19 protein-coding genes and 1 pseudogene are annotated in these 20,745 nt (G+C 73.6%); 7 read left to right on the plus strand and 13 right to left on the minus strand.

The genetic code is table 11. From position 1 onward, the window contains the following. The first annotated feature begins 176 nt into the window (after positions 1–176). Positions 177–2,675, plus strand: coding sequence for an FtsX-like permease family protein (locus ACH4TP_RS05125; protein ID WP_398435736.1), 2,499 nt, complete (start codon positions 177–179; stop codon positions 2,673–2,675). On the opposite strand, the gene ACH4TP_RS05130 is transcribed toward ACH4TP_RS05125, so the two are convergent. Continuing rightward, positions 2,672–3,097 carry a hypothetical protein gene (locus ACH4TP_RS05130; RefSeq protein ID WP_398435738.1) on the minus strand — a complete coding sequence of 142 codons (426 nt, stop codon included), beginning with the start codon at positions 3,095–3,097 and terminating at the stop codon, positions 2,672–2,674. The genes ACH4TP_RS05125 and ACH4TP_RS05130 overlap by 4 nt on opposite strands. A gap of 57 nt (positions 3,098–3,154) precedes the next feature. Continuing rightward, positions 3,155–4,318: an acyl-CoA dehydrogenase family protein gene (locus ACH4TP_RS05135; protein ID WP_398435740.1), complete on the minus strand. Its 1,164-nt coding sequence runs from the start codon at positions 4,316–4,318 to the stop codon at positions 3,155–3,157. Between the two features lie 161 nt (positions 4,319–4,479). Here ACH4TP_RS05135 and ACH4TP_RS05140 point away from each other — a divergent pair, with 161 nt between their 5' ends. Beyond that, on the plus strand, positions 4,480–5,058 hold the full coding sequence (locus tag ACH4TP_RS05140; protein ID WP_398183770.1) for a TetR family transcriptional regulator: 579 nt from the start codon (positions 4,480–4,482) through the stop codon (positions 5,056–5,058). A gap of 583 nt (positions 5,059–5,641) precedes the next feature. Here the strand turns inward: ACH4TP_RS05140 and ACH4TP_RS05145 are convergent. From ACH4TP_RS05145 to ACH4TP_RS05155, 3 genes are all read right to left on the minus strand, one after another. Next, a complete protein-coding gene (locus ACH4TP_RS05145) occupies positions 5,642–6,370 on the minus strand; it encodes an HAD family hydrolase (RefSeq protein WP_389221392.1) in 729 nt (242 codons plus the stop codon). Then, complete coding sequence (locus tag ACH4TP_RS05150) at positions 6,367–6,732, minus strand: LysR family transcriptional regulator (RefSeq protein ID WP_389221394.1); 366 nt, start codon at positions 6,730–6,732, stop codon at positions 6,367–6,369. The genes ACH4TP_RS05145 and ACH4TP_RS05150 overlap by 4 nt, the downstream gene beginning before the upstream one ends. A 66-nt stretch (positions 6,733–6,798) precedes the next feature. Further along, entirely contained in the window at positions 6,799–7,797 is a 999-nt protein-coding gene (locus tag ACH4TP_RS05155; RefSeq protein ID WP_398435742.1) for a ScbA/BarX family gamma-butyrolactone biosynthesis protein, read from the minus strand. 122 nt (positions 7,798–7,919) lie between these two features. Here ACH4TP_RS05155 and ACH4TP_RS05160 point away from each other — a divergent pair, with 122 nt between their 5' ends. Then, positions 7,920–8,522 carry a ScbR family autoregulator-binding transcription factor gene (locus ACH4TP_RS05160; protein ID WP_389221398.1) on the plus strand — a complete coding sequence of 201 codons (603 nt, stop codon included), beginning with the start codon at positions 7,920–7,922 and terminating at the stop codon, positions 8,520–8,522. Positions 8,523–8,617: 95 nt separating this feature from the next. Here ACH4TP_RS05160 and ACH4TP_RS05165 read toward each other — a convergent pair whose 3' ends face one another. The 6 genes and pseudogenes from ACH4TP_RS05165 to ACH4TP_RS05190 form a co-directional block, all read right to left on the minus strand. Continuing rightward, the gene (locus ACH4TP_RS05165; protein ID WP_398435744.1) at positions 8,618–9,661 is read right to left on the minus strand and encodes a DMT family transporter; all 1,044 of its coding nucleotides are present in this window, start codon (positions 9,659–9,661) and stop codon (positions 8,618–8,620) included. Between the two features lie 142 nt (positions 9,662–9,803). Next, complete coding sequence (locus ACH4TP_RS05170) at positions 9,804–11,402, minus strand: class I adenylate-forming enzyme family protein (protein ID WP_398183765.1); 1,599 nt, start codon at positions 11,400–11,402, stop codon at positions 9,804–9,806. Between the two features lie 28 nt (positions 11,403–11,430). Next, the gene (locus ACH4TP_RS05175; RefSeq protein ID WP_398183762.1) at positions 11,431–13,092 is read right to left on the minus strand and encodes an arginine decarboxylase; all 1,662 of its coding nucleotides are present in this window, start codon (positions 13,090–13,092) and stop codon (positions 11,431–11,433) included. A 160-nt stretch (positions 13,093–13,252) separates the two neighbouring features. Further along, entirely contained in the window at positions 13,253–13,591 is a 339-nt protein-coding gene (locus tag ACH4TP_RS05180) for a hypothetical protein (protein WP_398435746.1), read from the minus strand. Between the two features lie 39 nt (positions 13,592–13,630). Continuing rightward, on the minus strand, positions 13,631–13,813 hold the full coding sequence (locus ACH4TP_RS05185; RefSeq protein ID WP_389221409.1) for a DUF1272 domain-containing protein: 183 nt from the start codon (positions 13,811–13,813) through the stop codon (positions 13,631–13,633). Positions 13,814–14,004: 191 nt separating this feature from the next. Then, positions 14,005–14,118 (minus strand): annotated as a pseudogene (locus tag ACH4TP_RS05190) (hypothetical protein); the annotation flags it as partial. A gap of 149 nt (positions 14,119–14,267) precedes the next feature. Here ACH4TP_RS05190 and ACH4TP_RS05195 point away from each other — a divergent pair. Continuing rightward, a complete protein-coding gene (locus tag ACH4TP_RS05195) occupies positions 14,268–16,175 on the plus strand; it encodes a protein kinase (protein ID WP_398435748.1) in 1,908 nt (635 codons plus the stop codon). On the opposite strand, the gene ACH4TP_RS05200 is transcribed toward ACH4TP_RS05195, so the two are convergent. Continuing rightward, positions 16,172–17,122 carry an EamA family transporter gene (locus ACH4TP_RS05200; RefSeq protein ID WP_398435750.1) on the minus strand — a complete coding sequence of 317 codons (951 nt, stop codon included), beginning with the start codon at positions 17,120–17,122 and terminating at the stop codon, positions 16,172–16,174. The two genes, ACH4TP_RS05195 and ACH4TP_RS05200, sit on opposite strands and share 4 nt — an antisense overlap. Positions 17,123–17,331: 209 nt before the next feature. Here ACH4TP_RS05200 and ACH4TP_RS05205 point away from each other — a divergent pair, with 209 nt between their 5' ends. Both ACH4TP_RS05205 and ACH4TP_RS05210 read left to right on the plus strand, forming a co-directional pair. Further along, positions 17,332–18,189, plus strand: a complete 858-nt coding sequence (locus ACH4TP_RS05205) for a LysR family transcriptional regulator (RefSeq protein ID WP_389221413.1) — start codon at positions 17,332–17,334, stop codon at positions 18,187–18,189. 435 nt (positions 18,190–18,624) lie between these two features. Next, the gene (locus tag ACH4TP_RS05210; protein WP_389221415.1) at positions 18,625–18,900 is read left to right on the plus strand and encodes a hypothetical protein; all 276 of its coding nucleotides are present in this window, start codon (positions 18,625–18,627) and stop codon (positions 18,898–18,900) included. 510 nt (positions 18,901–19,410) lie between these two features. Here the strand turns inward: ACH4TP_RS05210 and ACH4TP_RS05215 are convergent. Then, entirely contained in the window at positions 19,411–20,064 is a 654-nt protein-coding gene (locus ACH4TP_RS05215; protein WP_398435752.1) for an NADPH-dependent F420 reductase, read from the minus strand. 81 nt (positions 20,065–20,145) lie between these two features. On the opposite strand from ACH4TP_RS05215, the gene ACH4TP_RS05220 reads away from it, so the two are divergent. Next, positions 20,146–20,568: a winged helix-turn-helix transcriptional regulator gene (locus ACH4TP_RS05220; RefSeq protein WP_398435754.1), complete on the plus strand. Its 423-nt coding sequence runs from the start codon at positions 20,146–20,148 to the stop codon at positions 20,566–20,568. Positions 20,569–20,745 lie beyond the last annotated feature (177 nt).

Here is a 20,745-nt window from a genome sequence, read left to right on the forward strand (position 1 = left end):
AGGCGGGTGCGGGAGGGGCGGGGGCGGAGCCCCGGGGGAAGCGCGCCGCCCGCGCAGGGGCGAGGCGTCATCCCGTAGAGGTACGCGCGGACCCGTCCCGTACTGCCTTCGGTATGACGCCGAATCCGTCCTGGTGGGGCCGTGTCGGGCCGGTCCCCGCTCCTAGCGTGGAGGGCATGTCGTCGTCACTGTTCTCCTTCACGATCAAGGACTTCCGGGCCCAGTTGCGCGGGCTCGTGCTGACCGGTTCGGCCGTCGCCGTCGGGGTGGCCTTCCTCGTGCTCTCCGTCGGCGGGGCGGGGGCGCTCGTGCAGTCGTACGAGCAGTCCGCGGCCGCCGATGTCGGTGGGGCCGCCGTCCAGGTCGTCCCGGGCGGCACCGGGGGGACTCTGCCCGTCGGGGCGGCGGGGCGGGCCGCGCGGGTGCCGGGGGTGACGGTGGTGGCGGAGCGGCTGGTGGGGCACGCGAATGTGATCGCGCCGTCGGGGCGGCCGCTCGACGACCGGGCGCTCGTCACCTCGATCGCCGCCGATCCGGCCCTGCGCTGGCAGCGGCTCGCCGCGGGGCGCTGGCCCGAGGGGGCCGGCGAGGTCGCGCTCGACCGGGAGAGCGCGGAGCGCGTCGGCGCGGCGCCCGGCGGGACCGTACGGGTGACGAGGGCGGACGGCGGCACGACGGAGGTCCGGCTCACCGGGCTCCTCGACACCTCGGCCTCGCAGGCGCTCGGCTCGCAGCCCGCGATCGGGGTTCCGTACGCGCGGGTCGGGGCGTACGCGACGGGGGCACGGGCCACCCACCTCGACCTCGGTCTCGCCCCCGGCGCGGACGCGCTCACGGTGGCGAAGGCGGCCAAGAAGGCCCTGGGCGGGCAGGTGTCCGCGTACACGCACGCCGGCGCCGTGGACAACGCCCTCCAGAGCGGCAAGACGATGTACGCGGTCGTCCTGACCGCCGCCCTGTCCTTCGTCCTCATCGCGATGGCCGTGGCCCGCATGGTCGTCACCAACACCTTCTCCGTCGTCCTCGCCCAACGCGCCCGCCAGCTCGCCCTGTTGCGCTGCGTCGGCACCGACCGCGACCAGCTCCGCCGGATCATCCGCCGCCAGGGCCTGATGCTCGGCGTGCTGGCCTCGGCCGCCGGGCTCGCGGCGGGCGCGGCGGCCTGCGCGCTCGGCACGGCGGCCGTCAACGGGTTCGCCGACCTCGGGCCGATCGAGGTCTCCCTCGTGCCGGGGCCCTGGACCTTCGGCCTCGCCGGGGCCTTCGGCGTCCTGCTCACCCTGTGGGCCGTCCGCAGGCCGGCGCGGGCCGCGGCGGCGGTGCCGCCGGTCGCCGCGCTCGCCGCGAGCGGCTCGGCGAAGCTGCCGGAGCCGGGCAGCCGGGCCGTCCGCGAGGCGGCGTCGGTGCTGATGCTCGTCGCCGGCGCGGGCCTGCTCGTCCTCGGGGCGTTCGGCGGCTCGGCGGTCTCGCTGCTCGCGGTGACGGCCGGCGCGATCCTCACGTTCTTCGCCGTACTCCGGTACGCCCAGTACCTGTTGCCGCCGCTCGTCGGACTGCTCGGGCTCGCGCTGCGCCGCCCGCTCGGGACGGTCGGCAGGCTCTCCGTGCAGCAGCTGCGGGCCAACTCCCGCCGTACCGCCGCCGCTTCCTCCGCGATGCTCGTCGGCGTGACCGTCGCCGTCTCCGCCGTGACCGCGATCGGCGCGACCGAGGGCGGCCTGGACGCCATGCTCGCCAACCGGATGCCGGCGGTCTTCGCGCTCGACACGGACGCCGCCCGGGTGCCCGCCGACGCGATCGCCGCCCTGCGCGCCGAACGCGGGCTGACCGTCACCCCCGTCCGCACCGCCGCCCTCACCGTCGACGGCCGGAAGACGGTCGTCGCCGCCGCCGACCCGGCCGGGCTCAACCCGGACGCCGAGGGCGTCGGCACGGCCCGGGGCCTGGGGGACGGCGAGGCGATCACCCTCACCCAGCGGCCGGGGCCGACCGTCGGGGGCGTCCGGCTCACGGGCGTGAGCGGCGCGCCGATGTTCCCCGTCTCCCTGCACCCGGAGGCCACGGTGTACGTCACGGGGGCCACCCTCGACCGGCTCGCGCCGGGGGCCGCCGCCGTCTCCACCGTACTGATCAACCCGGCGGGCGGCACCGGCCACGACGAGGCCCGCGCGGCGGTGGACCGGGCGCTGGCCGCGCACCCGGAGATCCGGATCGCGGACACCGGGTCCGACGCCGACCTCATCCGCTCCCTGCTCGGCCGGATGATGCTGGTCGTGACCGTCCTCCTCGGCTTCTCGATCGCCATCGCCGCGCTCGGCGTCGCCGCCACGCTGATGCTGACGGTGGAGGAGCGCACCCGCGAGTTCGGGATGCTGCGCGCGATCGGCCTCGCGGGCGAGCAGCTGCGCCGGATGCTCACCCTGGAGTCGGTGCTGCTCGCGCTCACCGGGGCGGTCGCCGGAACGCTCCTCGGCCTGCTGTACGGCACGCTGGCCTCCCGCGCCGTCCTCGCGGGCCACGTCTCGCCGCTGGAGGCGCTGGCCTCCTCGGGCGGCACGGCCCTGACGGTCCTCGGCATCCTCGCGGCCACCGTCCTCACGGGCGTCGCGGCCTCGGTCCTGCCGGCCCGCCGGGTCCGCCGCATGGTGGTCGTGGACGCGCTCCAGGCGGCTTAGCCCTCCTTCTTCCTCCTCCGCACCAGGGAGGCCAGGGCGGTGACGCCGACGACGAGGGCGAGGGAGCGCAGCGGGAGGAGGGTGTCGGGGGCGTCGTCGATCAGGTCGATGCCGTTCCCGACGGCCGTGATCCACGCGACCACCCCCACCAGCACCATCGGTCCCACCCGGCGCTCCCCCGTGATCCGCATCCCGATCCACAGGACCAGCGGCATGACGAGGAAGGTGTTGATGAGCGCCGTGGTGAACGCCTGGTCGGCGGAGTACCCGGGCCCCGCCCCGAGCGACGAGGCCGCCTGACCGGCGAACGACAGGTAGAGCGTGTCGGACAGGATCAGGTGCGAGGCGGCGACTCCGAGGACGGAGACGATCAGCGCCTTGAGGAAGCGGGGGCCGAGGGGGGTGGGTTCGGACGGTGCCATGGCGCCGACTATACGCAGGGTTTATACACCGCGTGTATAGCACCCCCTCCCCGAGGCTCAGGAGGCCGACGGGAAGACCGTGGCCGCGTAGGCGGCGGCCGCCGGGGCGGGCTGGAGGGCGGCGTGGGCGGCGATGGCGTGGATGTCGCGCCAGGCGCGCTCCAGGCCGCCGCCCCTGACGAGGCCGCGGGCGCCGGCGGTGCGCATGAGGCGCTCCACCGCGCCGACGAGGAGGTCGACGGCGACGGTCGCGTCCCGCTGGTTGAGGGCGGCGGCGCCGACCACGTCCCGCTGCTCGGGGGCGGTGCCGGCCGGGCCGTCGGCGCGGTGGGCGGCGGACTCCAGGAGCAGGCGGGCCGCGTCGATCTCGGCGGAGCAGCGGGCCAGGGTCTGCTGGACCGCCGGGTCGTCGGTGTGCGGACGCCCGTCGGGGAGGCGGCGCAGGCCGGCGAGGAGGGTCCAGGCGTCCAGGGCCCCGCGCGCCGCGCCGAGCGCGGGGGCGGCGAAGAGGAGGGCGGCGACCAGCTGGTACGGCACCCGGTGGCAGGGGGCCGCGTCGGCGTCGGCGACGCCGGTCACCAGGGCCTCGCGGAGGAAGGTGCGGTGCTCGGGCACGAAGACCGCCTCGGCTATGACGCTGTGGCTGCCGGTGGCGCGGAGCCCGACCGCGTCCCAGGTCTCGCGGACCCGGACCTGCTCGCGCGGGACCGCCAGGACCCTGTACCCCGGGGCCCCGTCCCCCGAGTGGTCGAGGGAGGCGAGGAGGACCCAGTCGGCGTCCTGGACCCCGCTGGCGAAGCCCCACTCCCCGGACAGGGTCCAGCCGCCGGGCGCCGGGGCGAGCCAGCCCGCCGGGGGCACGACCGCCGCCGCGATCCGCACGTCGGGCGAGTCGCCCCACAGGTCGCGCTGCCCCTCGGCCGGCAGGTGCGCGGCGAGGCGGCCGTGGGCGGCGTACAGCGCCGCGCACCAGCCGGTGGAGGCGCAGGCCGAGCCGACCGCGGCGACCGTGCCGAGCAGCTCGGTGAAGCTTCCGGCCGTGCCGCCCCAGCGGCGGGGCACGAAGTGGCGGGCGAGGCCGGCGGCGGTCAGCGCCCCGACGACCTCGGCGTGGAGCCGTCCGGTCCGCTCGGCCTCCTCGGCGCGGCGGGCGACGATGGCCTGGAGGGGACCGGTCCCGAGGAAGGCGAGGGCGGGGGCGGGGGCGTCGACGATGGTCATGACTCGTACTCCTTTACGTGGAGGTTCAGTGGTGGTGCTGATGCGAGTAGCAAAAAATTCAGTCCGGAAGGTATTTTCTGAGTGGCCGTCATGAAGGACATCGACGGCCGCTACAGCGGAAGGGAGGCGAACGCTCGATGAGGCAACAGGACAGGGCCCGTATGACCTATGACCTGGTCATCGGCGCGGCGGCGGCCGAGTTCGCCCTGCACGGATTCGCGGGGACGAACCTGGCCGACATCACGGCCCGCACCGGACTCACGAAAGGAGCCCTCTACGGACACTTCTCCTCGAAGGCCGATCTCGCCGGTGAGCTGACCCGCTCCTTCGAGGCGGTCTGGGACGACGCCCTCGCCACCGCCGTCGGTGCGGCGGAGGAGGGCGGCGCGGCCCTGACCGCCCTCCGGAGACTGCTCCTCCACCTCGCCCGCCGGGTGCACGAGGACCTGTCCTTCGCCGCCGGACTGCGCCTGGTCATGGACGCCGCCCGCGCCGAGGGAACCGTCCCCGTCCACCTCGGCAGGCTCTGCGAGGTCGTGGCGCTCCTCGTCCGCAGGAGCCAGGACGAGGGTTCCGTACGCACCGCCCACCCGGCCGACGTACTGGCCCGGCTGGCCGTGGCCCTCCTGGTCGGCGCCCCTGCCGTGGTGACGGCGTCGGACGCGGCCGGTCCCGCAGAGCTGGTGAGCGAGCTGTGGGACGTCCTCGAGCCCGCGTTGTCGGGCTCAAGCGGCGCTTGAGCGGGAGGAGCCACGATGGGGTCCGCATGTGGGAGGGCACATGCGGACCTCACGCGTGTCGAGCTTCGCGTGAGGTGGGGCTCACGCGGGTGGGGCTTCGCGTGATGTGGAGGTCACGCGTGTGGAGCTTCGCGTGATGTGGGGCTCACGCGGGTGGGGCCCTGCGCAACGTGGGGGCTTGCGCGTGTGGAACTGTGCGCGATGCGGGGCTCACGCATGTCGAGCTCTGCGCAACTGGGCTTGCGCGTAAGGGACTTCGCGCGATGTGGGGCTCACGCGGGTCGAGCTGTGCGCAGCGTGGGGACCTGCGCGTGTGGGGCTCGCACGGGGTGGGGACCTGCGCGTGTGGGGCTCGCGCGGGGTGAGGATCCGCGCGTGGGGGGGCTCGTGCACGTGGGGTTCGTGCGTGGGACCTTGCGCGCGTGGGGGTTCACGCAAGGAGAGAGGGCGCGTTACGGGGAGGCTCAGGGGTCACGGAGTCGTTCCAGGGCCTCGGAACCGCCGTGACGGCGGGGCTCTCGAAGGGGCGGGGCTGCCGTGACGGGCCGCGGCGGCGGAGAGGTCCGCGCCCGGGTCCGGAGCCTCAAGCCGCCTGTGGAGCCAGGCTCTTCGCGGCCGCGGGGGCGGCGGGGGCGGCCGGCGCGGGACCCGGCAGCCAGGACCAGGTCGCCCGCTCCGAAGCCGGGGCGGAGACCGGCGCGTCGCCCACGAGGACGGGGTGGCCGACGGAGCGCAGCAGCGGCAGATCGCTCTCGTCGTCGGCGTACGCGAAACACTCCTCGGCGGCGATGCCGAAGGCCGTCATGATCCGGCGGACGGCGTCGGCCTTGGCCTCGCCGATCATCGGCGGGCCGGACAGCTCGCCGGTGAGCGCCCCCTGAGAGGTCACCTCGGGCAGGGTGCACACCACGAGATCGGCGCCGACCTCCCGCGCCAGCGGGTCCAGGCAGGCGGAGAAGGCTCCGGAGACGAGGACGATCAGGTCGCCGGCCTCGCGGTGGCGGCGGAGCGCCTCGTACACGGGGGTGTGGAGCAGTCCGCCGGCGCGGGCCTTCTCGTACCACTCCCGGCCGCAGGCCTCCAGGTCGTCCAGGTGGCTGCCGGCGAGGAAGCGGAAGAAGGAGCGGTTCACCTGCTCGCGGGGCACGCCCTCGCGGATCTGGCGCTGGAGCGAGGCGCGCGCCGCGGCGAGCCTGCGGGCGGCCACGTCTCCGTGCCCCCAGTAGCGGGCGAGGAGGCAGGCCATGCTCTTGCAGGTGATCAGGGTCTCGTCCACGTCGAAGAACGCGGCCCGGGCGGGAGCGATGCTCATGCTCTGCCCCCTCTACCACCGAGGCGGGCGTCGGCGAAGCGGCCGTTCGCGCCGGCCGGCAGGGCCATCCGGCGGTCCGTCGCCCCGCGGTTCCCGGCCGGGGCGGGGTCGGCGATCTCGTACTGCGCCGTCTCGACCAGTTCGAGGATCTGCTCCGCCAGCGGGCGCAGGCGGGCGCCGGCCGGGGTGAGTTCCACGGAGCGGTTGCCGCGCCGCTGGAAGAGCGAGGCCCCCATGTCCTCTTCCAGGCCCTTGATCTGCGCGGTCACCGCGGGCTGGGAGTAGTGCAGGTTGTGGGCCGCGCGGGTGAAGCTGAGTTCCCGGGCCACTTCGCGGAAGGCCCGTAAGTGCTGGAGTTCCATCCTTCTGCCTTTCTACGCTCGTCCGTTCTTCCCCTGAACGTGCAGCTGAACGTCGTGTCCGCAGCGTCACCCGCAGCGGGCCACGGCCGTGGCGAGGACGCGGGCGCCCTGGGTGGCGGAGAGGCGCACCCGGCCGTCCCCCGTGGGCGTGGCCTCGACGGCCACGGCCTCGGCCAGTTCCCCGAAGACGGCGAAGTCGGCGTCCAGCGAGGTCAGTGCCGCGCCTCCCGCCGTCTGCCGGGCGGCCTGCCGGAAGGCCTCCAGGAGCAGCATCCCGGGCACGTGGTCCGAGGGGTGCTCGAAGTAGCCGGGGTGCGTGGGGTCGACGTGCAGCCGCCATTCCCCGCAGCCGGCGGGCAGGGCCTGCGCCTCCGCCGCGGGTACGGGACGCAGGACGCCCCGGTCGTCCTCGGCGCCCGAGTGCACCCCGTACGCGGAGGAGGCGGAGGCCTCGCGGCCGGTCGGCCGCATGGTCCCGTCGATCCGGCCGCGCTGCCGCAGCCGCCCGTACCGGACGTCGTCGATCACGATGACCCCGGCGGAGGCGCGGGCGCACTCCCGGCCGCCGACCTCGATCACCATGTCGAAGCGGGCGTCGAAGCGGCGCGGGTTGCGCGCTCCGGCGGGCGTCACGACCTTGACGTCCAGGACCGCGCCGAGGGGTCCGCAGCCGACCCGGAGGGCGGCGGGGTCGCTGATGTGGAGCGACAGCGCCTTGAAGATGAAGTGGTGGCCGAGCGGCACGTCGTGGAAGCGGTGGCTCAGGAAGATCCCGGCCTGCCGTACCGTTTCGACGAGGAGCATGAAGTCGCACTGCCCGGTCCTCTCCGGGCGGTACAGCGCGTGGTTCCGGGGCAGTTGGGCGCCGACCAGGAAGCGGTCGGGCCCGGCCACGGTCGCGTCGGTGAGGAAGACCTCCGTCACCGAGGCGCGGTGCACGAACCGGCGCGAGATCGTGCGGTCGAAGGTCAGTCCCGCTTTGGCGTCCCGGACCAGGGACTCCAGGGGCTCGACGGGCGCGAGCTGTTCGGCCGGTAACACGGTCTGCAGCACACCGATGGACATCCTTATCCCCCTACAAGGTGAAGCATCGCGGCGACGAGGAGCCTCCGTGGCCCCTCGACAGCAAGAAATATACCTTCGAGAATGTATATTGCAAGGCGTAGACACGAGAGAGGCGGACAGGCATGGCGACACCACGAAGCGAACCGAAGCAGGAACGGGCCCGGCGGACGAAGAGCCACATCCTCCAGTCGGCGGCCGAGCTCTTCGCCGAGCGCGGCTACGCGACCGTGACCCTGCAGGACGTGGCCGAACGGGCGGAGATGACCAAGGGAGCGGTCTACTTCCACTACACGAACAAGGAGGCCCTGGCCGTCGCCGTCGTGCAGGAGCACTACGCGCGCTGGCCCGAGATCCTCAAGGGCGCCGAGGGCACCCACGCGAAGCCGTTCGACGCGCTCACCGCCGTCCTCGACACGGTCACCCAGGCCTTCGCGCGGGACATCGTCGTCCAGGCCGGCGCCCGGCTCCAGATCGAGCGGGCCCTCATCGACGCCGAGCTCCCCGAGCCGTACGTGGGCTGGGAGGACTACCTCACCCGGCTCATCGCGGAAGCCCGCGACGCGGGTGAACTGCGGGAGGGAGTGGAACCCCGCGCGGCGGCCCGCGTCCTGGTCTCCGCCTTCTTCGGCATGCAGCACATCTCGGACGTCCTCAGCCGGCGCAGGGACCTCACCGAGCGGCACGAGGAACTGCGCAGCGTCCTCCTCGACGGGATCCGCGGCTGATCGGCCGCGCGTGCCCGCCGTGAGAGACCGGAAAACGGCGTGGCCCCCCACTGATGTGGGAGGCCACGCCGTACGCGTTCAGCGGGTCCGACCGGTCAGGACCTGCTGCCCGAGGTGACGGGCACCTGAGCGGAAGCGGAGCCCGTAGCGGAGGGGGAAGCGGAGCCCGAACCGGAGGCCACGACCGGGGTCGGCGCGGCCGCGGCGGCCTTGGCGGCCACCTTGCGCAGGTACAGGTTGTTGAAGACCAGCGCCGCCGCCGTGAGCGAGGCACCGACGATCTGCATACCGGCCGGGACGACACCGGTCAGGGCGGAGATCACGAAGGCCGTGATCGGCACGACGTCCATGAAGAGGACGCCGTTGAGCGGGCCGAGGTAGCGGTTGCCGAAGTTCCAGCCGAGGACACCGACGAAGCCGGCGATGACGCTCATGTAGGCGAGCTGCGGGATGATCGAGCCCACGGCACCGGCCGTCGGGACCGGGACGCCGCCGGAGGCCAGGATGATCACCGTGATCACGGCGGCGGAGGCGAGACCGAGGACCGTGGTGATGGCCGTGTACTTGATCGGGGACCAGGTCGGGAAGTAGCTCGCGCCCGAGGTGTAGACGACCCAGCACAGCGCGGCGAAGAGCAGCAGCGCGTCGGCGCCGGCGGTCTTCGGGTCGGCGATCAGCGAGCCGATGTCACCGTCGGAGACGACGAGGATGGTGCCGACGAAGGACATCGCGATGAAGACCAGCGAGAACTTCGGCGGAACGACCTTCTTCAGGACCCAGTTCACCAGGAAGCCCATCATGGGCATGGTCGCCATCATGATCGAGGCGTTCAGCGCGCCGCGCTCGCCGATCAGGTCCTGGCCGAAGAAGACCAGGAACTGGAAGCCCGCGAAGCCGGCCGTGCCGAACAGCCAGGCCAGACCGATGCGTTCGCCCTTGAGGCGCAGCCCAGCCCTGCCCTCCCGGATCCGGAGGAAGACCAGGAACATCGCACCGGCGATGGTGTAGCGCATCACCGTGAAGGTGAAGGGGTCGATGTGCTTCAGGGTGGAGTCCATGAGGGGGAACATCGCGCCCCAGGACACCGTGGCCAGGAGGCAGAGGAGAACGCCTCGCGTGTAAGTGTTCTGACTGTTCATGAGTCTTCCTGTCGGGCCTGAGGCGGCCGGGAGTCGGGAGGTCGGGGAGGAGGCGGGGCCGGGTCCTGCGGAGGGGGTGCGGAACCCGGCCCCGGGTGCGACGGGAGGGATGGGACGGGAGGGGCTGGAGGGACGGGTGGGGTCAGACCCCGGCCGGCTCCGCCGAGCGGGACTCCGCCGGCTGGATGTCGAGCAGCGGCAGGACCGACTCCAGGAGCTGGGCGGCCCGGACCTTGCCGGTCGGGCTGTACGGGATGGACTCGACCGGCACCACGTACGCCGGGAGGCAGGGCACCCGGCGGGCGCAGGCGGCGCTGACCGCCCGGTAGCCGCTCTCCTGCCGCTCGGGCGCGACCGGGGTGAAGGGCACGACGAGCACCTCGCCGACGCCGTCGAGCCGCGTCCGCAGGACGGCGGTCTCCCGGACGCAGGGCAGGTCCATCAGGTCCGCTTCGAGGCCGAAGATGTTGACGTCGAGCGGCTTGCCCGCCTCGGCCTTGGCGACGCCGTCGTTGCGTCCGGTGAGTTCGAGCCGGCCCGCCTCGTCGACGAGCCCGCTGTCACCGGTGAGCAGGAAGCGCTGCGTACGGCCGCCGTAGTCGAGCGTCATGAAGTCGGGCTCGCTCGTCGCGTAACTGTCCATCAACTGGTAGCTGGCGATGGCGACCCGGCCCCGGCTGCCCTTCGGGAGCGGCTTGTTGTCGGCGTCGAGGACGACGACGGTGTTGCCGGGCATGGGGCGACCGGAGCGGCAGGGCGCCACGTGCAGCTCCTCGGGGCCGATCATGACGTTCACGCCGGTCTCGGTCGTCCCGTAGTAGAGGTGCAGCACCGGACCGAGCCGGTCCCAGGCGTTGTTGATGACCCATCGGTTGAGGTGCCGGCCGCCGGAGAGGACGAAGTGCAGGCGGGAGGTCTTGTGCAGGTGCTCCGACTTCGGGTGGGCGACGACCCGGGCCAGGACCGGCGGCACCATGAGCGTGGTGGAGACCCCCTCGTCCTGGATGATGCGGATGAGCTCCTCGGCGTCGTCGTACGGGCCGAGGACGACCGTGCCGCCCAGGGTGAGGAAGATGCGCGCCCAGCCCGGCCCGGAGGCGTGGTAGAGCGGCACCGTGACGAGGTGGACGTCCTCTTCGTCGAAGGCGTACTGGTCGACGAGGTCGGCGAAGCGGCGGGCCTCGAAGGAGGTGCGCCGGACCACCATCTTGGGGACGCCGCTGGTGCCGGAGGTGAAGGAGAAGGCCTCGAAGGGCTGCTCCACCGGCTCCGGGTCGCCCGGCGCCGACACGAGGAGGTCGGAGAAGCTGACCGAGACGGTCTGCCCGTCGGGCAGGCCCACCGGCTCGCTGTCGATGAATATGTCGAGTATGTCTCTGCCGCCCGGCCAGCCGCACTCCTCAACGAGCGCCCGGTGGGCCTGCGAGGTGATGACGACGGTCGGCTCCAGCTGGTCGAGCGCGGCGGTCGTCGCGACGGGTCCGGCCGTGTAGTCGAGTCCGACGCAGGGGATGCCGAGGGAGCTGACGGCGGCCATGGAGACCACGAGCTCCCAGCTGTTCTCGGCGAGGAAGACCGCACGGGCCGGCCGGGTCTCGGGCAGCAGGTCCTGGATGGCGCAGGCCACCCGGCTGACCTTGTCGGCGAAGCTCGCCCAGGTCATGCGGGTCTCACCGTCGACGACGGCGACGCGCTGGGGCCAGCGGGCGGCGTGCTTGCGGATGTCCGCGATCTTGATCATGAGTTCCCCCTCGGGATCGTTGGGCGGATCAGCTGGTGGCGACTGCGGTGGCGGCGGCGCTGACGGTGGCCGCGGTGGTGCCGGTGGCACCGATGGCGGCGGCCGCGCCGGCGAGCTGCTGGGTGGTGCGCTTCTCGACGGTCAGGTGATCGGCGGTGGCCGGTACGGAGCCGGTGGCGGCGGCCTGGACGGCGAGCTCCCGTGGGGAGACCGTCGGGTTCCGCAGCGTGTAGATCTCGCAGCCGCTGGAGCGCAGCTCGTCGATCTGACTGAGCGTCCGCTCGCAGAGCTTCTCGCCGGGCACCGTGATGGGGATGCCGGGCGGGTAGGCGATGATGAAGTGCTCGGAGGTGCCCGTGGACAGGGCCGCGGAGGCGCTCCGGTAGGTGCGTTGGATGGTGCGCAGGGCGTCGAGCAGGCGCAGCAGGGTGCCCTCGTCGACGCCGATGTGGATGTGGAAGAGGACGGCGTCGCCGCTCTCCCGCGCCACGTACAGCGCGTACTCGTCGAAGAGCATCCGGCGGAAGTCGGCGGCCGTGATGCCGAGGGCGCTGATGTCGACGAGGACCCGGGTGGGGTCGTCGCTGACGAGCTGCGCGGCGTCGGTGAGGTGGCCGTCGGGCCCGAGCGGGCGGTACGCGGAGAGCCTCGGGTCGGTGGCGAGCTCGACGCGCAGGGTGCTGGCGAGCTTGAGGGAGCGGCCGAGGAGCGCCTCGCCCTCGGTCTCGGCCTGCAGCCGGGCCAGGTCCAGGCTGGCGAGCACGGGCCAGCTGGGCGAGGTGGTGTGGTGCTGGAAGAGGGCCTGCGCGGTGCGCTCCTGGGCCTCGCCGTCGCCGATGAGGTGCAGGTAGGAGCCTTGGCGGAGCGCGGACATCGACTTGTGCGCGGAGTGGGTGACGGCCACGTTCAGGGCGAGCCGGGGGTCGGCGGCGCGCAGCGCCTCGACGGCGTGCAGCGCGGTGAGCGGGCGCAGCCGGGGGTGGAAGCGGTGCGCGGCGCCCCAGGCCTCGTCGACCAGGACCGAGACGGTCGGGTGGACGGCGGCGAGTTCGGCGAGGACGGTCGGCAGGTCGTACCGGACCCCGTCGTAGGACACGGCGGAGAGGACGACGGTGTCGAAGGGCCGCCCCTCGGCCGCCGCGGCGCGGAACATCTCGAGGAGCCGGGGCAGATCGGCGTACGTCCGGGGGCAGCCGTCGCAGCAGCGCTGCATCGGCGCGTACGCGACCTGGACGCCGAGCGAGTTGAGCGCGAAGTGCACCGACTGGTGGCAGGAGCGGTCCGCGAGCACCCGGGAGCCGGGCTGGGTCAGTGCCGTCAGGGCGACCCGGTTCGCGGTGCTCGTGCCGGCCGAGAGGAAGTAGGTGGCGTCGGCCCCGAAGCTGCGTGCCGCGAGGCGCTGCGCCTCCCGGAGCGGGCCCCTGGGCCGGAAGAAGGAATCGAGCATCGTGCCGCTGTACGACACGTCGGCCGCGAGCTGCGCGACGCCGAAGAGCGCCTCGTAGGTCTCCCTCATGTGGGAGTCGCGGATAGACCGGCCGTGCGAGAGCGGCAGCGCGTGGAACGTGGCGATGTCACGTCGGGCGACTGCGAGCACGGCGTCAGCGAGGGGGGTCCTGCCGTCCGGGTAGGCCCCGGGACGAGCCGGCAGTGCTGCCGGCTCCGGAGTGGAGCTGGTGGATGCGGTCATGGACCTATGAAATAAAAACCTTCGCGAAGGTATCAACTATCATCAGCGAGACTGATGAACCCCCACGACCACACCCCCTCCCACCTGCGCGAGCGCCGGGACCCCCGTCTATGCGGATCCCGGCACTCCGGCGGGCGCGCCCGCTCCAGGGCTGGCGCGCCTACCTCACGAGGCCCTCGAAACCCGCCCGGTCACAGGAGGACACGACGCGCCCCTCGGCCACCAGGTCCGCGCCCGTGACCGCGGCGACGGTGTCGTCGAGGACGTGCGCACTGTCCTCGTCGCGCCCCTCCCTGTCGAGCACCCCGGCGGCGGAGACCACCGCCCGGGCGAGCTCCCCGGTGCCACCGCCCGCGCCGCCCGCCTTCCCCGGGAAGGCGTCCACCGAGTTCCTCGCCTCCTGCCAGGCGCCCAGCCTGGTGCAGTAGTCCTGCCAGTACGCCCCCGCCTCCTCGGCGCCGGACGACGAGCAACCGCCCAGCACGACGGCGGCGAACACCACACCCAGCGCACGACTCCCCCTCCGCACGGCGCGCCCCTAACCCCGGACGCGCCTCGGACGGGCGACGAGCTCCCCGCCGCAGTTGGGGCAGACGCCCTCCATCGCGTCGGCACAGGGCACGCAGTAACTGCACTCGTACGAACAGATCCGCGCGGGCCCGTCCACCGCCAGAACCGCCGTCTCACAACGCTCACACCGGTCACGCATCTCCAGGGCCATGCTCGACTCCCCCTCCTCGTACGACTGAGAACCCCTCCATGATCGACACCACCGCCCGCCCCCTCAACAGCCCGAGGGTCACAGATCGACAGGATCGGGTCAGGATCCCACCGCCCGGCAGACCCGTACCTGACCAGGAAGAAGGGACGCCCCGCCGGGTCGGCGTACACCTGCCGGCTCCGCGCGCCCGCGCCGTCGTCGAGGAGGGTCGCGCCGTGCGCGAGGACCCGCTCCTGCGCCGCGTCCGGATCGGCGACTCCCTGGAAGCAGAGGACGAGCCCGCCGGCGCACGCGGCGCGGGCCAGGCCTCGCCGAGGGACAGGCGCGGATCACAGGCGCCCGCCCCTCCCGCCCGAACCCCGCTCCGGCCGCACCCGCTCCTCCCGAAACCCGCTCCCCCGGGCCTCCCGGCGGGAAGAATGGCCGTGACCGGAGCGACCAGGGGGGAGCGGGCGTGCCACAGGTGGGGGACGTACTCGACGGGCGGTACAGGCTGGACGCGGAGCTGGGGGCCGGCGGCTTCGGCACCGTGTGGCGCGCCCGCAATCTGCGCATGAACCGCGAGGTCGCCGTGAAGACCGGGCTTCCCGCGACGGCGGACGAGGCCCGCCGCTTCGTACGGGAGGCCGAGCTCGCGGGCTCCCTCACCCACCCCAACATCGTGACCGTCCACGACTTCGCCCACATCACCGCCGACGGGCGCGAAGTGATCTACCTGGTCATGGAGTTGGTACGGGGAGAGAGCCTGGCCACGGTCCTGGGCCGGGGCCTCCCCGACTTCCAGGCCTCCCTCGCCTGGGCCGAGCAGATCTGCGCGGCCCTCGAAGCCGCCCACGCGGCGGGCATCGTGCACCGCGACATCAAGCCGCCGAACGTGATCATCGGGGAGTCGGGGCCCGTCAAGGTCCTCGACTTCGGCATCGCGAAGCACCAGCTCTCGCAGACCAACCTCACCGGCACGGGCAACCTCATCGGCAGCTTCGCCTACATGGCCCCCGAGCGCTGCCGGGGCGGCACGGTGGACGGGCGCTCGGACCTGTACGCGCTCGGCTGCCTCCTGATGGAGCTGTGGACCGGACGGCTTCCGTTCCTCGGCCGCGAGTGGCCGGAACTCTCCGTCCAGCACATGACCGCCCCGCCGCCCACCCCGAGCGCGTTCGCCCCCGCCCTCACCGCGACCGCCGACCGGCTCGTCCTCGACCTCCTCGCCAAGGACCCGGACCACCGGCCCCCGCACGCGGCCGCCGTAGCGCAGCGCCTCGCCGTCATCGCCCGGGAGGCACGGGAGACGCGCGGGACCCATGGGTCCTACGGAGCCCGGGAGACGCACGAGGCTCACGGAGCCCAGGCAGCATATGGAGCCCATGAAGCCCAGCAAGCACACGAAGCCCACCCGGCCCACGGAGTCCCGGCCGCGCCCGAGCCGCGCGGCCTCGCCGTCGAGCCGCCGCCCCTCCCCCCGTACACGCCCACCGTCCTCGACGGGACCGCCGAACCGGTGCGCGGCGCACTGCGCCGACGGCTCGACCAGATCCTCGCCCTACCGGACGACGCCGACGCGGGGGAGTTCCAGGAGCTCCTCGACGCGCTGGTCCTCGAGGCACAGCGCGAGCTGGGCCCGGACGATCCGCTGACCACCGAGGCCGTCCTCGTCCGCGCCCGGCGGCTGTGGCGGCGCGATCCCGGCGACCCCGCCCTGTCCCGGGTCGTGCCCAAGCTCGTCCGGGTCTTCGGCGAGCGGGACCGCCGGACGATCGAGGCGCGGGCGCTGCTCCTCTCGTACGGGGCGGGCGCCGATCACGCCGGGCGCGAGGGCCGGGAGGCGGCGCGGGACGAGCTGCGCGAGCTCATCGGGGTCGCCACGCTCGCCCTCGGCCCGTACGACCCGGTCACCCTGCGCGCCCGGATCGCCCTGGTCACGAGCCTGTGCCGGGGCCTGTCCCGGGACCGGGAGACGGACGTGAGGCGCCGCCGGGCCCTCCTGGAGCGGATCCTGCCCGACCTCGCGGTCGGCCTGCCCGCCGGCGACCCCGAACGCCTCCGCGTCCAGGCGACCGTGGCGGACGACGCGTACCTGCTCGCGGACTACCCGGCGGCGGCGCGGTACTACGACGAACTCGCGGTCCTCACCGGCGGCGACGTCCGCGACTGGCCCGCCCGCGACGTCCTCGCGCACGGCCGCAGCCTCGGCGAGTCCGGGGAGTTCACGCGCGCGGCCGACGTCCTGACCCGCCTGAAGCAACGGCTCGCGGCCGAGCCCGGCCCGATGAGCCACCTCGTGGACGAGGTGCACCGCCTGGAGAACCGCTACCTCCGCAAGGCCCGCCGCCAGGACCGCCCGGCCCGGAGCTGGTTCCGCTAGCGGGCGTCCCGGCGGCGCGCCTGCGTCCGCACCGCGCCCATGCTCGCCGCGATGACCAGGGCGATGGCGAGGGCGTCGGTGAGGGACAGGGCCTGGCTGAGGACGAGGAAGCCGGCCGTGGCGGCGATGGCCGGTTCGAGGCTCATCAGGATCGCGAAGGTGGGGGCGGGCAGGCGGCGGAGGGCGAGGAGTTCCAGGGTGTACGGGAGGACCGAGGACATCAGCGCGACGACGAGGCCCAGGCCGATCGTCGACGGCACGAGGAGCCTGCCGCCCGCCTCCACGATGCCGAACGGCAGGCTGAGGACGGCCCCGAAGGCCATCGCGAGCGCGAGCCCGTCGGCCTGCGGGAAGCGGCGGCCCGTACGCGCGCTGAACACGATGTACGCCGCCCACATCGCGCCCGCCGCGAGCGCGAAGCCCGCACCGGCCGGGTCGAGCCGGTCGAAGCCGCCGCCCCCGAGGAGGACGACGCCCCCGAGGGCGAGCCCGGCCCACAGGAGGTTGACGAGGCGGCGGGAGGCGACGACCGAGAGGACCAGCGGGCCGAGGACCTCCAGGGTCACGGCGGCACCCAGCGGGATCCGGTCGGCGGCCTGGTAGAAGAGCATGTTCATGCCCGCCATGGCCGTACCGAAGGCGGCGATCGTCCCCCAGTCGGCGCGGCCGTAGCCGCGGACCTTCGGTCGGCAGACGACCAGCAGAACGGCGGCCGCGAGCACGAGCCGCAGGGTGACGACCCCGAGCGCGCCCGCGCGCGGCATCAGGAGCACGGCGACGGCGGACCCGAACTGCACGGACAGCCCACCGGCGACGACGAGCGCTACGGGCGCGAACCGATGCCCGGCCACGGACCGGACCAAGGGACGCGCTCCCACCGCGGGAGCCACCTGAGGCCCGGCGGCGGGCGCCGCGGCCGGAGCCGCCTCCTTGACCTGACTGTCCACCGACGGCTCCTCACTCACCCACACGCAAGTCCACTGAAGTGAACTTCCAGTCCAGAATAATGCACCCCCGTCCGGCGCGCGCAGCCCGGATCCCCCTCCCCGTCACGAACTCCCGCCGCGAACCGCGCGACGAACCCCGCCCCCACCACGCTACGAGCCCCCGCGCGGCACCGGAAATGCCGATTGCCCTGCGGTTATGCTCCGGACGCATGAGCATCGAGCTGCGCCACCTCCGCTGCTTCCTCGCCATCGCCGAGGAAACCAGCCTCACCAGGGCGGCCGCCCGGCTCCACCTCACCCAGCCCGCCGTCTCCCGCACCCTCGCCGCCCTGGAACAGCACCTCGGCGCCCGCCTCGTCGACCGCTCCACCCACCACCTCGCCCTCACCGCCGAAGGCCGCGCCTTCCAGGACCGGGCGGCCGCCGCCCTCGCCGCCTTCGACGCCGCCGTCGACCCGGCCCGGCTCCGCCACCGCCCCCTGCGCCTCGGGCACGCCTGGTCGGCCTTCGGCCCGTACACCACCCCGCTGCTCCGCCGCTGGCAGCGCGCCCACCCCGACACCCCGCTCGAACTCCTCCGCATCGACGACCGCACCGCCGGCCTCGCCCGCGGCGAGGTCGACGCGGCGCTGCTGCGCGGGGCCGTCGAGGCCCCCGGCCTGGTCACGGCGGAACTCACCACCGAGAAGCGCGTGGCCGCCCTCCCCTCCGACAGCCCGCTCGCGGACCGCCCGCACCTCACCCTCGACGACCTCGCCACCGAGACGGTCGTCCTCAACACCGTCTCCGGCACGACCACCCTCGCCCTCTGGCCCGCCGCCGCCCGCCCCGCCGCCACCCTCACCGTCGCCAACACCGACGACTGGCTCACCGCCATCGCCGCCGGCCGCGGCATCGGCGTCTCCTCCGCCTCCACCGCCGCCCTCCACCCCCACCCGGGCGTCACCTACCGCCCCCTCCCCGACGCACCCCCGCTCCCCGTCGTCCTGGCCTGGCGCGACGCCTTCCCCCACCCGGCGACGGGCGCGCTGGTGGAGATGGCCCGAGAGATCGTCAGCGAGAGCTGAGCCCTCCGGCTCCCCGCCGCAGGAAACGCCAGACGCGCAGAGCCCAGGGACGCCGCTCGACGCTCTCGCACGAGCAGAACAACCCGGCCGCCGAATCGGGCAACCGCCCTCCTTTCGAGGGGAGTCAAAGCTCCGGGTCCGTGAAGTGCGGGGCGGGGCGGATCGGGTGATCCGGCTCCGTCCGACCAGTTCAACATCACCGATGTGATCCCCTCGCTGACGCTGGAAGAAGGCCTTGCCGAGATCCAGTCCGCGACTCCGATCTTCTAGAGAACTCGGCGCCGATGGCGCCCTCCCTCCGTGCCGGACGCACGTAAGCGCGCGCTACTTCGGGTAACGGGCACGGAATCACCCCCACACAGGACCCCAAGGCCGAGTTACCCGCAGAAACCTCACTCGGAGGCCCTGCCGGGAGCGGCCGTAGGCTCTGGCGGCATGTCATGGAGCGAAGCCCAGTACGAGGAGTACCTGCACGGCGAACGACGCCGTTATGCGTGGACGATGCAGCATCACGGCGGTCTGACACCGCCGGACTCCTGGACAGCAGCCCTGGAGTGCTATCCCTACGAACCCAGCGATGACCCGTATCGCGGTCTCGTCTTCCACGATGAGGCGTGGCACTGGGCCATGCGTGCGATCCACGGCGACCGATACCCGGTCCACCACCCCGAGCTGGTCGAACCGCCGCCGGAGTACCTCGCTCTCGACTGAGGGTCTCCCTCTCCACCCACCGTGGGTGACCAGCGGGGCCTGAAGCCCCGCCACGCGACGGCCGCCATCCGCTGAGCCGACCCGGGCCGCCCCATTGAACTCCGCGCGACCCCACCCACGGACACAGTCCCACCCACCCCCGCCGCTGACCATGCCCCCACCCACCGGCCCGCACCGCCAGCACCCGCCCCACCGATGCCCGGCCTCGCCACCACCCCCACACCCCCACCCCCCCCACCCGCCCACGGCGGGCAACGGCATCCGGCGCCCCCGCGTGGACCCCCTCCCCCGGGCCGCCCTCCGAGAGGTCCTTCGCGCCTGGAGGTGCCGGGTCAAGGGTGGAGCGAAGCGGAATCGGCGAAGCCGACGCGACGAAGGAGCGCCCTTGACGCGGCACCGGAAGGCGCGACTCTCGGAAAGAGGGCGGCCGCACCAGAAGCCCGCGAAGCCGGACGCGCCGAGCAGCCCCACCCCGGCCCGCGCTTCACGCACCCGTATCGAGCAGGTCGTTCACCCGCCCGTCGGCCCCGTCGCGTAGGCCAGTGGCGGCGCGATCGCCTGGGCGTCGGCGTGTTCGCCCACCCAGAGGCCGATGTAGAGGGCGGCGGTGGCCTCAAGGAGGCCGGCGCGTTCGAGGCCGCCCCCGGACACCGGCTCGCAGCCCGTGTCCCGTACCAGTTCCCGTACGCGTGCGAGGGCGGTGTCGTCGCCGCCGCAGATCGGGACGGCCAGGGGGCGGCCGTCGAAGACGGGCGGGGTCATACGCCACACGTCCTCGTGGCAGAGGTTGAAGGCCTTGACGACGTGGGCGGCCGGGGCGGCCTCGGCGAGCCGGCGGGCGGCCGAGGGGCCGCCTTCCGTGAGGAGCAGGAAGCCGGGGCCGACGGGGTTGGAGCAGTCGAGCAGGACCTTTCCGTCCAGCTCCGTCCGCAGGGCCGCGACGGCCTCCGCGCCCGCGCCGTACGGCAGTGCGGCGAGGACCACCTCGCCGAAGCGGGCCGCCTCCCGCAGGCTTCCGTGCCCGGCCCCGCCGCCGATCCGCTCCGCGAGCCGGCGGCCCCTCCCCGCGTCGCGGCCCCCGACGAACACCTCGTGCCCGGCCCGTACCCAGTGCGTGGCCAGGGCGTCCGCCATGTTGCCCGTGCCCAGTACGCCGATCCTCATCGTCCCGTCCCCTCCTCGAAGAGTCCGCTGTTCGCGGCTTCCGGAACGACAGTAGGAAGCCCGTCAGGCACCATTCGGTACGTGACGACCGACGCCTATCTCGCCGACTGCCGCGCCCGGCTCGCCTTCGACCTCCTCTCCAACACCTGGAACGCCGTGCTGATCTGGGCCCTGCGCGACGGCCCCGCACGCCCGGGCGAACTGCGCGCCCGCATCGGCGGAATCCGCCCCAAGGTCCTGACCGAGACGCTGCGGCGCCTGGAGTTCAACGGCCTGGTGACCCGGCACGCCTACGCCGAGGCGCCACCCCGCGTCGAGTACGAACTCACCCCCCTGGGGCGGACGTTGCTCGACCCGATCGACGCTTTCGGCGCCTGGGCCTTCGAGCACGGCGACGAGGTCATGGCCGCGCAGGAACGACAGGAACGGCAGGAGCGGCAGGAACAGCAGGAACAGCAGGAACGACAGGAACAGCAGGAGCGACAGGAACAGCAGGGCGAGTGAAGTGCGGGGCCCGGGGACCACTCGGTCCCCGGCCCCCGGGCTCCGCCCCCGCCCCCGCCCCCGTCGCCCCGTCCATACCCGCCCCCGTCAGAACAGGCGGTCGTACGTGTTCCAGCCGCTGCCGATCTTGGTCCGGGTGGCGAACGGCGCGCCCGCGCCGCCCGTGCCCCGGTAGAG

This window comes from Streptomyces sp. NPDC021012, assembly GCF_044333355.1.
Classification (GTDB): Bacteria; Actinomycetota; Actinomycetes; order Streptomycetales; family Streptomycetaceae; genus Streptomyces.